We start from the raw sequence: 13,431 nt of genomic DNA, 5'->3' as shown, positions 1-13,431 counted from the left end.
CGGATTCTGTAACAGCCGAGCTGACCTTGATGGAGCCGCGTGATTCCGCGATGTGATTGACGGATTCGCCGGTGTGTGTCAGCATGATCCCGACCTGGTACCGGTACCACACCTCTGACAGGGCGCACCCGCCCCTCGCGAAAGGATCAATGATGCTCGGCTTCGACGAGACCGCATTCCGAACTCAGACGGCCAGCGCCGTCGCCCTCCGCCCGCAGATCGAGCAGCTCGTCGACGACCTGCTCGCGAAGGGCATCGACAACGTCCTGCTCATCGGCGCCGGCGGCACCTACGCGCAGATGTGGCCGTACGAGCTGCTCGCCCGCGAGCGCTCGACGATGCCGATCCGGGCCGCCATCGCCGCGGAGCTCGTGGTCGCCGGCGACGCCCTGCTGGGTGAGCGCACCGCCGCCGTGTTCACCTCCGTCAGCGGCACCACCGAGGACGTCATCCGTGCCATCGAGTACGTCCGCGAGAAGGGCGCGACCACGATCGCCTTCACCGGTTACGGCGACTCCCCGATCGCCCTGGGCGTCGACCACGCCCTGATCTCCGAGCCGAAGACCTGGCCGTTCGACATGCAGCTGCTGCTGCTGGTCGGGCGGATCCTGGAGCGCCGCGGCGAGTTCGACGGCTACACCTCGCTCGCCGACGAGCTCGTGCACCTGCCCGACGCGCTGGTCGCCGCCGCACAGCAGGCCGAGCCAGCCGCCGCGGCCTTCGCCGAGGCGCACAAGGACACCGATTACCACTTCCTCATCGGCGGCGGGCCCCTGTGGGCGTTCACCTACCTGTACTCGATGTGCATCCTCGAGGAGATGCAGTGGCTGCGCACCACCCGCGTGCACAGCGCCGAGTTCTTCCACGGCTCGCTCGAGCTGCTCGAGGAGGACACCTCGGTCATCATCTTCCAAGGCGAGGACAGCACCCGGCCGCTCACCGACCGCGCCGAGGCGTTCGCCAAGCGCGTCTCCAACGACGTGTCGGTCTTCGACACCCGCGACTACGCCCTCGAGGGCTTCAGCCCCGAGAACCGTGCCCTGATCGCGCCGATCGTGCTGGACACGGTGATGGGCCGGGTCAGCAAGCACCTCGAGCGCGTGCGCGACCACTCGCTCGACCTGCGCCGCTACTACCGCGTGATGGCGTACTGAGCGAGGAGACCGATGATGCGTGTACTGGGTTTCGGTGACAACATCGTCGACCGCTTCCTGGATCGCGCGCTCGAGTATCCGGGGGGCAACGCCGTCAACGTCGCGGTGTACGCGCGCCGCCTCGGCGCGCACGCCGAGTACCTCGGCGTCTTCGGTGACGACGAGCGGGGCGCGTTCCTGCGAGCGTCGATCGAGGATGCCGGCGTGCCGACGCCGCGCAGCGTGATCCGCAGGGGGGAGTCGGGAGTCTCCTCCCTGCGGGTCGTCGACGGCGACCGCGTCTTCGTCGGCTGGAACGGCGGTGGCGTCACCGTTCGCGAGCCGATCGACCTCGACGACGGCCGCGAGGAGTACGCCGCCGGGTTCGACCTGGTGCACTCCAGCGTCTACTCCCGCACGGAGTCGCAGCTGCCGCGGCTGCGCAAACACGAGGTGCTGGTCAGCTACGACCTGTCCAGCGAGGACGAATTCCGCGCACCGGATTACCTGGACAGGACCGCCCCTTACGCGGACCTCGTGCTGTTCTCGTGCGCCGGGCTGGATGAGGACGCGTCCTTCGCGCTGCTGGATGAGGCGATCTCGCGCGGCGCCGGGCTGGCGCTGGGGACCCGCGGCACCGACGGCGCACTTGTCACCGACGGTCGCGTGCGCTGCTCCGCACCGGCGCGAGTCATCCCCGACGGCGGGGGACTGGTCGACACAATGGGGTGCGGGGACGCGTTCCTGGCCGGCTTCCTGGTCGCGCTGCACGGCGAGGGCTGGCGGCGCGACAGCATCCCGCCCGCCGACGCACTTCAGCGCGCGCTGGTGGCGGGTGCGGATGCCGCACACCAGCAGTGCTTCGTCGAGGGGGCCTTCGAGCGGGGCAGGCCGAGCGGTGATCCCGTCGCGGCTAACATGTGGTGAGCACGTGGAAGGGGGCGAGAGCGATGACATCCGAGCGCTCCGCTCCCCCCACGATCTCGGAGGTCGCCGCCGAGGCGGGCGTGGGCCGCTCGACGGCGGCGCGCACCTTGGGCGGCTACGGGTACGTCAGCCCTGAGGTGAAGGCGCGGGTGCTCGCCGCCGCGGAGCGCATCGGCTACCGTGCCAACGCGCTCGCGCGCAGCATGTCGACCGGCGTGACCCACACCATCGGCGTGATCGTCGCCGACATCGCCAACCCGTTCTTCGGCGGCGTCGTCCGTGGCATCTCCGACGCCTCACGGGCACGCGGCTTCGACACCCTCGTGATCAGCACCTACGAGGAGCTGGCAGAGGAGGTGGCCGCGACGAACGTGCTCATCGACAAGCGCGTGGACGGCATCATCGTCGCGTCCACCGCCCTCGACATCGCATCGGCTGCGCACCTCGAGCAGGCACGGGCGCACGGCATCCCGGTGGTGCTGGTCGACCGCGCCGTGCCGGGGCTGGAGATCGACGCCGTCGTCATCGACAACCGGGCCGCCGCGCGCGACGCGGTCGAGCGGCTCATCGCCGAGGGCCATCGCCGGATCGGCTTCGTGTGGGGCCCGCCCGTCGAGGAGCGACCGCGCCGGCGCCGCGAGATGGTGGAACTCGCCGCACGGAACCTGTGGACCGACGGGGAGCGACTGCAGGGATACCTCGACGCCCTCGACGACGAGGGCATCGTGTTCGACGCAGACCTCATCATGGTCGGGCCGAAGACCGAAGACCGCGCCCGCACCGAGGTGGCGAAGATGCTCGCCCAGCCCGACCCGCCCACCGCGCTGTTCTGCACCGAGACCGACGCCCTGACCGGGTCGCTGTGGGCGATGCGCGAGGCCGGGCTGCGTGTCGCCACCGACGTGTCGCTGATCGGATTCGACGACAGTTCGTGGGCGGCGGTCATGGAGCCGCCGCTGACCATGATCGAGCAGCCGATGCAGGCACTTGGCACGCGCGCGGCCGAAGTGCTGTTCGCGGCGATCGAAGGGCACCAGGCCCCCGGCGGGCTGCACACCCTCGAGACGCGGTTCATCGAGCGGGCGTCCGTCGCGCCGCCGGCCTCCCGCTGACCGGGGGCCTTTCGGGGCGGATCGCGCCCCGGTTCCCGAGCACGTTTAGGCTTGATCCATGTCCGACTCCGTCTCGCGCCGCGCCAGCCTCGAAGTGCTGCGGGCCGAGGCGACCGACGAACTCGCGGTGCTCGTCCAGGAGCGCCTGCGCGGCGGTGAGGATCCGTGGGATTTCATGGAAGACCTGCCGAGCGTCGACGAGCTCGTGGTGTACCTGCTGCGCGCCGACAACATCGCCGCCAACGACGGCGTGCGACCGAACGCCGCCCGCCACTACCGCGTGCTGCGTCAGATCGCCCTGGAGTACCCGGAGTTGACGAACGCCGTGTGGGGTCTGCTGGGCGAGCACGGGCATCGCCGCTGGGATCCGACGGTCGCCTGACCGGCGGAAACGACGAAGCCCGCCACCGCGGACGGTGACGGGCTTCGGGCTGGGGCCCAAAAAACTCAGCCGATGTACGGCGCGAGGTCCTGCTCGAGGGCGAACTTCGGCTTGGCGCCGATGATCGTCGTCTTGACCTCACCGCCCTGGAACACCTTCATCGCCGGGATCGACGTGATCTGGTACTTCATCGCCAGCTCGGGGTTCTCGTCGACGTTGAGCTTGAGGATCGTGATCTTGTCGGGGTGCTCGGCCTGGATCTCGTCGAGCACCGGCGCGACCATACGGCACGGTCCGCACCAGGCGGCCCAGAAGTCGACCAGAACCGGACCCTCCGCCTGGAGCACGTCCTGCTCCCAGGTGGCCTGGGTGGTTGCCTTGGCAGTCATGGATTCTCCTTGTTCGGTGGCACCGGTAAGAACACCGGTCGCGCGGAAAGTGTTCCCCGGCGTCAGCCGACGATGATCTCGGCCGCCTCGGCGGCGGGCTGCTCGACGGAGCCATCCTCGAGGTCGGCGAGGAAGTGCTCGGCGTCGAGGGCGGCGACCACACCGGATCCCGCGGCGGTCGCGGCCTGCCGGTAGGTGGGATCGATCACGTCGCCGGCGGCGAACACGCCCGGCACCGAGGTGCGCGAGGAGCGGCCGTCGACCCAGATGGTGCCCTCCGGCGTCAGCTCGAGCTTGTCGTGCACCAGGTGGGTGCGCGGGTCGTTGCCGATCGCGACGAACAGTCCGTCGAGCTCCAGCTCACGCGTCGAGCCGTCCGTGGTCGAGCGCAGGCGGACGCCGGTGACGGAGTCGCCGCCCAGCACCTCCTCGACCTCGCTGTTCCACAGGAACTCGATCTTCTCGTTCGCGAAGGCACGCTCCTGCATGATCTTGGACGCGCGCAGGGTGTCCTTGCGGTGGATCACGTACACCTTCGAGGCGAAGCGCGTGAGGAAGGTCGCCTCCTCCATCGCCGAGTCGCCGCCGCCGACGACGGCGATCGTCTTCTCGCGGAAGAAGAACCCGTCGCAGGTGGCGCACCACGACACCCCGTAGCCCGACAGGCGCTCCTCGCCCTCGACGCCCAGCTTGCGGTACGCCGAGCCGGTGGCGTAGATGAGGGTGGATGCCTCGTGCGTGGCGCCGCTGCCGAGCGTGACCTTCTTGACGGGGCCGCTGACCTCGAGCGCGGTGACGTCGTCGTACAGCACCTCGGTGCCGAACTTCTCGGCCTGCTCCTGCAGCTTCGCCATCAGCTCCGGCCCCTGGATGCCCTCCGGGAAGCCGGGGAAGTTCTCCACCTCGGTCGTGTTCATCAACTCGCCGCCGACCTCGACCGTGCTGGCGACCAGCAGCGGCTTCAGGTTCGCGCGCGCCGCGTAGATGGCGGCGCTGAATCCGGCGGGACCGGAGCCGATGATGATGACCTGGCGCATTTCTTCTCCCTCTGGTGCAGCGGAACGCGCGGCTGCACGCCTCGACTGCTTCAACCCATGGTAACCGCGCCGCATTCCGCGTTACCGAAGGTGTTCAGCGGCCCGGCAGGAACTTCTTCGCGAACCCGGAGACCACGCTCATCTCGGGTGCCCGCAGCAGGGCGAGCACGGCGAGGTAGACCAGCACGGTCGCTCCGCCGACGATCCCGGTGCCGATCGCGCCGAACACACGGCCCGCCACGGCGCCCGGATCCGCGACGATCCATCCGTCCGCTCCGCCCAGCAGCAGGTACACGCCCCAGCCCGCGAGGCAGGCCGGGATCGCGGCCAGGGTGAAGCGGCCGAGCGACACCAGGATCGACGGGAGTTCGAGGCCGCCGAGCCGGCGGCGCAGCATCCAGATGGCGATGAGGGTCTGAACGAGGCACGCCAGCGACTGCCCGAGCGCGATCGCGGCGGCGAGCTGGCTGAGCGGGACGATCAGCGGGGCGATCAGCGCGGACAGCACGATAAGCGTGCACTGCACCACGGTGATCCAGAACGGGGTGCGGGTGTCGCCGTAGGCGTAGAACGTGCGCTGCACGATGAACAGCACCGAGAGCGGCAGCAGGCCCACGAGGTTGGCGATGAGGACGGGTGCCGCCTGCACCGCCTGCGCGCCGCTGTCGGTGAAGATGCGGGTCGCGGGGACGGATGCCGCCACCAGCGCAACCGTGGAGACGACGATGAACAGCGCGACCGCACGGATGCAGCGGGCCACGTCGCCGCGGACCTCGTCATGTTTGTCCGCCGACGCATGCTCGGAGATCTGCGTGAAATAGGGGGTGCCGATCGAGACCGCGAAGATCGAGTACGGCAGCATGAACACGAGCCAGGCCGCCATCATGATCGTCCCGGCGGGGTGGTCACCGGACGCCTCGGAGACGATGGTCGACTGAACCAGACCGGCCAGCTGCCCGGCCATCACCATCAGGAACGTCCAGCCGGCGAGGCGGCCGATGTCGCCCAGGCCGACCCCTTTCCAGGCGAAGTCGGGGCGCAGGTGCAGACCGGTGCGCCGCCAGGCGACCAACAACAGACCCGCCTGCACGGCGATGCCGAGGGTCGCGGTGCCGCCGAGCACGGCGATCATGGTCGGATCCCACATCTCCACGCGGTTGCGGTTGTCGCCGAACAGGGCGATGAACAGCAGGAAGCCGGCGATCGAGATGACGTTGTTCGCGATCGGCGCCCAGGTGTACGGACCGAACACCCGTTTGGCGTTGAGCGTCTCGCCGATCAGCGCGTACAGCCCGTAGAACAGGATCTGCGGCAGACACCAGTACGCGAACGCGGTCGCCAGCGCGAGCTGGTCGGGCGTGAACCCCTTGGCGTACAGGAACACCAGCCCGGGCGCGACCAGCACCGCAACGGCGGTGGCGCCCAGGAAGACGACGGTGCCGAGCGTGAACAGCTTGGAGATGAACGCCTGCCCGCCGTCCTTGTGGCCGGCGGAGCGCACGATCTGCGGGATGATCACCGCGGTGAGGATGCCGGTCTGGATGATCGTGAACACGTTGTTCGGCAGCTGGTTGGCCACGCTGAACGCGTCGCTCGCCCGCCCGAGGGAGCCGATCGCCGCCAGCAGCACGATGGTGCGCAGCAGCCCGGTGATGCGGGAAACCAGCGTCCCCGCGCCGAGGATGGCGCTGGCGCGGCCGAGACTACTCATCGTTTCCCTTCGTCGCCGCCGCATCCACCCGGCGCCGGCGCAGCACGGTGCGCACCAGGCCGAGCACGAACAGCACGCTGATCAGCCCGCCCAGGATGACCAGGCCGATGCCCTCCCAGTCGGCGCGCAGCGTGACGTCGGCCGTCGTCGGCTGCCCCACCGGCACCCCGGTCGGACTGAACAGCCGGAACGTCACCTGCACCTCGCCGCTGGCGACACGCGCCTCGATCGGCACGTCCACCCGGGTGCTGCTCGACTCCAGCGCCTCCACCTCGGTCAGCGGCTGGATGTCGAGCCGGGGGTCCGACGGCTGGCTGGACAGCGAGACCTTCACCGGCCACGGCAGATCGTTGCGCACCCACACCGGCAGCGGGGCAGCCGAGGTGAACAGCTGCACGGGTTTCGGCTGCTGCACGCTCACGGCGTTGAGCGTGTCGATCGTGCGCTGCGCCAGCCTTGCGCTCGCGGCCGAGAACTCCTCCTCGCCGAGGCCGGCGCCGATCGCCCGCAGCATGCGAATCCGGTGCGGGGCCAGCAGCAGCGACGGCTCCTCCAGCACGGTCGAGAACGTCACCAGCCGCTGCTCGTCGGCGAGCATCGCGGTCAGCGCCTCGGCGCGGGCGGCGTCGGGCTCCCCGTGCACTGTGACGGATGCGGCGGGCTCGCCGCGCAGCGCCGGCAGCGTCACGCCGGGGGCGGCGAAGGCGGTGAGCGCGGCGCGCAGGGCCACCGGCGACCGGGTCTCGGAACGGTCGAGGCCGAGCAGCACCGTGGTCGGACCCTGTGCACCGAGCATGAGATGCGCGGTGACGGCGGTGAGCTCACGGTCGCGGGACGCACCGTTCTGCTGCGCGACCGCCGACGACAGCCGGGCCGACGCCGGGGCGTCGGTGATCAGCAGGTCGTGTTCACCCGCGGTCGCGTGGGCGCCGGTCGCTCCGTCGACCGACGAGGAGGGCAGCACGGTGGTGAGCCGCTCGCCGATGTAGCCGGAGAAGGTGGCCAGGTCGTCGGCGGTGACCTCGCCCCGCGGCCAGAGGATGCCGTCGGTCGCACCCCGCAGTGCGGCGAGCTCCGCGTTGTCGGGGACGGCAGGCTCCGGGGTGGTGCTGGGCGAGGGCGACGGGGTCGGGGCGGTCGTGGGCGGGGGGAAGTCCGACTCCTGCAGAAGCGGCGAGAGGTCCTGCGGTGCGAGCAGCGTCGGCTGCGCCGCGTGTGCCTGCACCGCAGCATCCGCGTCACCGAACTGCAGCAGGAAGACGTCGTTGGGCAGCGACTCGAGCCGTTCGAGCCAGTCGACCGCCGACGCCGGGGCGCGCGTTCCCAGCATCCGGATCGCGGTGGGGATCGCGGGGTCGACCGCGAGGATGGCCGTCGTGCCGGCGACCGCGTCGAGCTGGCCGGCGAGCGCCCCGCCGTCGCCGGTCAGTTCGGCGAGCTCGTCGGAGGTGAGCAGGGCGCCGTCCTCGGGTGTGGCCGTGATCGGGATCAGCACCCCTGTGCGACGTACCGCGTCGGAGATCACCAGCACAGTGGTCGAGGCGGCGTGCTGAGCGACCGGGCCGTCCTCCCCGTCGATGCTCGCGCCGGAGAGCCGCGCCCGCACCGGATAGACGCCGGGGCGGAGGGCTCCCAGCTCGGGCGCGCTGACCAGCAGGTCGGCGCTCGTGGAGGATCCCGACTCGACCGCCGGCGTCGGCTGGACGGCGATCGTCTCGAACACCCCGGATGCCGTGCCGCCCTCGAGCCAGGCCTCCAGGGCGCTGCTGTCGGTGATCGCCGTGCGGTTCAGTTCGACCGTGACCGCCCCCGCGCTGAGCGCCGACTCGGTGCGGTTCGTCAGGTCGATGCCGCCGGTGAGCGGACCGCCCGGCGCCGTGGGCGCTCCGTTGCCGGTCGTGACGGTCAGTTCGACCGCACCGGCATCCTCGGCCGCCTCCTCGGCCGCGCCGTGGGCCGGAGCCGCCCCGCCGAACGCGAGTGCGCCGATGACGAGCGCCGCGGCGAGCCGGCTCAGCAGCCGCTGCGCACGCGGACGGATGCCGATGCGGGGGAGGGACGCAGTCATAGGTTCTGGTCGGCCGCCGGGGATGGCGGGTGCGCCGACGCCCCTGATTCTAGGCCGCGGGCCGCGGCGAACCCTGAAGGCGCGTAGAGTGACGGCCGTGCCGGACCGAGCCCACCCCCGCCCCGACGCGCGCCTCGCGGAGGCGCTCGCCGCCGATCTCGGAGCTGCGGACTTCCGTTCGGACCCCCTGCGCCGACTGTGGGGTGAGGAGGCCGACGACGCGCTCGGGCGCGGTCTGTGGGAGCCGGTGCTGCGTGCGCTGGGCCTGCGCGACGACCCGCTTCCCACGCTCGGACGGCTGTGGGTGCTCGGGATGCCGCAGCCATTGCCCGCGGTCGAGCGCGCGCTGCCGCGTCTCGGCGTGGACGGGATGCTGGCGCTCGGACTCGGCCGCATCGACGGGGCGAAGGTGGTGCCGGAGGCGCTGATCCGGCCGCAGTCGTTCGTGGATGCCGACGGCGTGGGCGAGTGGTGGATCGCGAGCGATCTCGACGAGGTGGCCCTGGGCGGATCCCTGCCCGCCGATCACGTGCTCGGCGTCGGCGGCGCGTCCCGGACGCTCGCCGAGCTGGTCGTCCCCGCTGAGGTGGACCGCGCGCTCGACCTGGGCACCGGATGCGGCATCCAGGCTCTGCTCGTCTCCCGGCACGCGGGACACGTGATCGCCACCGACATCTCGGAGCGGGCCCTCGCCTTCGCCGAGCTGAACGCGCAGCTGAACGGCGTGCGCGACATCGAGTTCCGGCTCGGCAGCCTGTTCGAGCCGGTCGCCGGCGAGACGTTCGACCTGGTGGTGTCGAACCCGCCGTTCGTGATCACGCCGCGGGTGGCCGGCGTGCCGGAGTACGAGTACCGCGACGGCGGTCTGGTCGGCGACGCGCTGGTGGAGCGGTTCATCCGCACCGTGCCCGAGCATCTCGCGTCGGGCGGGATCGCCCAGCTGCTCGGCAACTGGGAGTCCCGCGGCGGTCAGGACGGACTCGACCGGCTGCGGTCCTGGGTGCGCGACGACCTGGACGCCTGGGTGATCGAACGCGAGCAGCTGACGCCGCTCGGCTACGCGGAGCTGTGGATCCGCGACGGAGGCACGCTGCCCCGGGATGCTGCGTTCACGCGCATGCTGTCGGCGTGGCTCGACGACTTCGCCGAGCGGGAGGTCACAGCGGTCGGGTTCGGATACATTCTGCTACGGCGGGGTGGAGTCTCCGGGCCCCGCGGAGGAGTCGGTGAGCGGCTGCGCCGGTTCGAGCGGATCGCCCAGCCGGTGTCGAACCTCGGCCGTGCGCTCGCCGCGGGCCTCGCCGCGCACGATCGGCTCGCCGACGGCATCCCGTCGACCCTGGTGGTCGCGCCGGACGTGACCGAGGCGCGGCACTTCATGCCCGGCGACGACGACCCCCGCGTCATCGAGCTGCGGCAGGGCGGCGGGTTCGGGCGCACGGTGTCGGTCGACCCCGGCCTCGCCGGCTTCGTCGGAGCGTGCGACGGCGAACTGACCGTGTCGCAGATCGTGGCCGCGCTCGCGGACCTCTTCGACGTGCCGCTCGCCGACCTGTGGGCCGACCTCGAGCCCCGCATCCGCGCCCTGGTGGTGGACGGCTTCCTCGTCCCGCCAGCCTGACCGTCGGCACGAGGGCGCGCGGCGGCGCTCGGGTCGCGAAATCTGCCGGTTACGGGCGGACTACGGCGCTCGGGTCGCGAAATCTGCCGCTCTGGGCGCGGGAAGGCGGCACTTTTTGCGACCTGAGCGGCGGATGCCTGCGAGCTCGGCGTGCCGGTCCTGTCGAGCGCTTCGGGTCGCGATTTCTGCCGTTCAGGGGCAGGCTCGCCCGCTCGGGTCGCGATTTCTGCCGTTCTGGAGGCGCGAAAGCGGCATCGTCTGCGACCTGAGCGGCGGATGCCGGTGCTGACGAGCGGACGGGGGCGGTTGAGGAGCGGATGCCGGACGTCGACGGCCCGGAATACCGCGCCGGCTCCATGCGTTCGCATACAGCATGAAGGCTTTCGGCTTCCTCTCCTTCGGGCACTACGCGGATGTGCCCGGTTCCGTGACCCGCACTGCGGGCGACATGCTGCGCCAGACGATCGAGATCGCCGAGGGCGCCGACGAGCTCGGCGTCAACGGCGCGTACGTGCGCGTGCACCACTGGGCCCGGCAGGCGGCGTCGCCGATGCCGCTGCTGTCGGCGATGGCGGCACGCACTCAGCGCATCGAGGTGGGCACCGGCGTGATCGACATGCGATATGAGAATCCGCTGCAGTTCGCCGAGGAGGCGGCCGCCCTCGACCTGATCGCCGACGGCCGCATCGCGCTCGGCGTGAGCCGCGGGTCACCCGAGACGGCGCTGCGCGGGTACGAGGCGTTCGGATACACGGATGCCGAGGACGCGGAGCGCGGGAGTGTGCTGGCCCGCGAGAAGTTCGACCTGTTCCTGCGCGCGATCGACGGCGAGCGCATCGCGCCCGGCGACCCGCGCATGGTCGGTCCCGGCCAGTACCTGCACATCGAGCCGCAGTCGCCGACGCTGCGCGACCACATCTGGTGGGGCTCCGGCTCGCGTGCCACCGCCGAGGCGACCGGGCGCATGGGCCTCAACATGATGAGCTCCACGCTGCTCACCGAGGCGACCGGCGTGCCGTTCCACGAGTTGCAGCGTGAGCAGATCGACGTGTTCCGCGCCGCATACAAAGACGCCGACCACACCGGCACGCCACGCGTGTCGGTGAGCCGCAGCGTGTTCCCGCTGGTGTCCGACATCGACCGGGCCTACTTCGGCCTTCGGTCGGAGGACAGCCACGACCAGATCGGCATCATCGACGGATTCCGCTCCACGTTCGGCAAGACCTACGCCGCCGAGCCCGACGTGCTGATCGAGCAGCTCCGCGCCGACGAGGCGGTGATGGCCGCCGACACCCTGATGCTGACCATCCCCAACCAGCTGGGCCCGGCCTACAACCTGCACGTCCTGGAGGCCTTCGCCGAGCACGTCGCCCCGGCCTTGGGTTGGAAGCCGAACACCGAGGGGCCGGTGCAGGGCTACCCGCTCTGACCCGGGCCCGCGCCCGCGCGCTTCACTGATACCCCGCCCTGCCGTCGACACCCCCGGGTGGCGACGCTCGCAGGGCGGGGTGTCGGCGCCAACCCGGGGTGTCGGGCATCCGGCATCCTCCGCCCCGCCGCGCACCCGCCGCACGAAACCGCGCACGCCGCCCCCGGTACCCTGGAACCCATGCTCAACATGGCCGAAGGCCTCTCCCGTCTCGGCGCGCTCGCCCAGCATCCGGTCGTCCGCACCCTCGCGGATGCCTTCGCCGCAGCCGGCTTCGAGCTCGCCGTCGTCGGGGGACCGGTCCGCGACGCGCTGCTCGGCCGCACCACTCACGACCTCGACTTCACGACGAACGCACTCCCCGACGACATCCTCAAGATCGTCACTCCGGTGTCCAGCGCGCAGTGGGACATCGGCCGCGCCTTCGGCACCATCGGCGCCCGCGTCAAGGGCGAGCAGGTCGAGATCACCACGTACCGCGCGGACAGCTACGACGGCACCACCCGCAAGCCGGTCGTCGAGTTCGGCGACAGCATCGACGGCGACCTGCTGCGCCGCGACTTCACGGTCAACGCCATGGCGCTGCGCGTCCCAGAGGTCAAGCTGATCGACCCCACCGGCGGTGTGGAGGATCTGCTGTCCGGCATCCTGCGCACCCCGATCGACCCCGCCGTCAGCTTCGGCGACGACCCGCTGCGGATGCTGCGCGCCGCGCGCTTCAGCGCCCAGCTCGGCTTCGACGTCGACGACGCGACCCGGGCCGCCATCGAGGACCTCCGCGAGACGCTCAAGATCGTCAGCCCCGAGCGGGTGCAGGGGGAGCTCGTGCGACTGCTGCAGACGGATGATCCGGTCCGCGGCATTCGCCTGCTCGTCGAGACGGGACTCATCGAGGAGTTCCTGCCAGAGGTGAGCGCGCTGCGCCTCGAGGTCGACGAGCACCACCACCACAAGGACGTCTACGAGCACTCGCTCACCGTCGTCCGCCAGGCGATCGAGCTCGAGCAGGCCCGCAACCCGGGCGCCGCCCCCGACGTGGCTCTGCGCCTGGCCGCGCTGTTGCACGACATCGGCAAGCCGCGCACGCGCAAGCTGGAGCCCGGCGGGGCCGTCACCTTCCACCACCACGACGTGGTCGGCTCGCGCATGGCCCGCAAGCGCATGCAGGCCCTGCGGTTCGACGGGGACACGACGGATGCCGTCGCGCGGCTCATCGAGCTGCACCTGCGCTTCTTCGGTTATGCCGAGGGCGCCTGGACCGACAGCGCCGTCCGCCGTTACGTGCGCGACGCCGGCGACCAGCTTGACCGGCTGCACATCCTGGTGCGCGCCGACGTGACCACCCGCAACAAGCGCAAGGCCGCGCGGCTGGCATCCGCTTACGACGACATCGAGCGGCGCATCGTCGAGCTGCGCGAGCAGGAGGAACTGGACAGCATCCGCCCTGAGCTGGACGGCAACCGCATTCAGGAGATTCTGGGGATCACGCCCGGCCGGGAGGTCGGCGAGGCGTACCGGTTCCTGCTGGAGCTGCGGCTCGACGAGGGCGTCATCGGCCCGGATGCCGCCGAGCAGCGTCTCCGGGAGTGGTGGGCCGCGCGGGTCTGACCGATTCAGTCCCC

The 13,431-nt window shown here is 71.0% G+C and carries 11 protein-coding genes; 7 read left to right on the top strand and 4 right to left on the bottom strand.

Annotated features, from left to right (window positions below):
• Positions 1-152: 152 nt before the first annotated feature.
• The 4 genes from RIF65_RS13500 to RIF65_RS13485 are packed head-to-tail and all read left to right on the top strand — an operon-like array spanning position 153 to position 3,554.
• Positions 153-1,154: an SIS domain-containing protein gene (locus RIF65_RS13500; protein WP_309065983.1), complete on the top strand. Its 1,002-nt coding sequence runs from the start codon at positions 153-155 to the stop codon at positions 1,152-1,154.
• 12 nt (positions 1,155-1,166) lie between these two features.
• Positions 1,167-2,060 carry a PfkB family carbohydrate kinase gene (locus RIF65_RS13495; protein WP_309065984.1) on the top strand — a complete coding sequence of 298 codons (894 nt, stop codon included), beginning with the start codon at positions 1,167-1,169 and terminating at the stop codon, positions 2,058-2,060.
• Positions 2,061-2,083: 23 nt separating this feature from the next.
• Entirely contained in the window at positions 2,084-3,172 is a 1,089-nt protein-coding gene (locus RIF65_RS13490; RefSeq protein ID WP_309065985.1) for a LacI family DNA-binding transcriptional regulator, read from the top strand.
• A 58-nt stretch (positions 3,173-3,230) separates the two neighbouring features.
• Positions 3,231-3,554, top strand: coding sequence for a tryptophan synthase subunit alpha (locus RIF65_RS13485; protein ID WP_309065986.1), 324 nt, complete (start codon positions 3,231-3,233; stop codon positions 3,552-3,554).
• 65 nt (positions 3,555-3,619) lie between these two features.
• Here the strand turns inward: RIF65_RS13485 and trxA are convergent, their stop codons facing one another.
• The 4 genes from trxA to RIF65_RS13465 form a co-directional block, all read right to left on the bottom strand.
• Positions 3,620-3,943 carry a thioredoxin gene (trxA, locus tag RIF65_RS13480; RefSeq protein WP_309065987.1) on the bottom strand — a complete coding sequence of 108 codons (324 nt, stop codon included), beginning with the start codon at positions 3,941-3,943 and terminating at the stop codon, positions 3,620-3,622.
• Between the two features lie 62 nt (positions 3,944-4,005).
• Complete coding sequence (gene trxB, locus RIF65_RS13475; protein ID WP_309065988.1) at positions 4,006-4,980, bottom strand: thioredoxin-disulfide reductase; 975 nt, start codon at positions 4,978-4,980, stop codon at positions 4,006-4,008.
• A 94-nt stretch (positions 4,981-5,074) separates the two neighbouring features.
• Positions 5,075-6,691 carry a murein biosynthesis integral membrane protein MurJ gene (gene murJ / locus RIF65_RS13470; protein WP_309065989.1) on the bottom strand — a complete coding sequence of 539 codons (1,617 nt, stop codon included), beginning with the start codon at positions 6,689-6,691 and terminating at the stop codon, positions 5,075-5,077.
• Complete coding sequence (locus RIF65_RS13465) at positions 6,684-8,759, bottom strand: DUF6049 family protein (RefSeq protein WP_309065990.1); 2,076 nt, start codon at positions 8,757-8,759, stop codon at positions 6,684-6,686. Before RIF65_RS13465 ends, murJ begins: the two co-directional genes overlap by 8 nt.
• A gap of 88 nt (positions 8,760-8,847) precedes the next feature.
• Here RIF65_RS13465 and RIF65_RS13460 point away from each other — a divergent pair, with 88 nt between their 5' ends.
• The 3 genes from RIF65_RS13460 (at position 8,848) to RIF65_RS13450 (ending at position 13,417) form a co-directional block, all read left to right on the top strand.
• The gene (locus RIF65_RS13460; RefSeq protein WP_375142201.1) at positions 8,848-10,380 is read left to right on the top strand and encodes a class I SAM-dependent methyltransferase; all 1,533 of its coding nucleotides are present in this window, start codon (positions 8,848-8,850) and stop codon (positions 10,378-10,380) included.
• Between the two features lie 373 nt (positions 10,381-10,753).
• Complete coding sequence (locus tag RIF65_RS13455) at positions 10,754-11,809, top strand: LLM class flavin-dependent oxidoreductase (RefSeq protein ID WP_309065992.1); 1,056 nt, start codon at positions 10,754-10,756, stop codon at positions 11,807-11,809.
• A gap of 180 nt (positions 11,810-11,989) precedes the next feature.
• Positions 11,990-13,417 (top strand): CCA tRNA nucleotidyltransferase, encoded by a 1,428-nt coding sequence (locus RIF65_RS13450; RefSeq protein WP_309065993.1) that lies wholly within the window; start codon positions 11,990-11,992, stop codon positions 13,415-13,417.
• Positions 13,418-13,431: the final 14 nt, after the last annotated feature.

Source organism: Microbacterium sp. (assembly GCF_031180975.1).
Lineage (GTDB): Bacteria > Actinomycetota > Actinomycetes > Actinomycetales > Microbacteriaceae > Microbacterium.
Note: the sequence above shows the minus strand (reverse complement) of the source record. Positions and strands in the feature narration are given on the sequence as shown.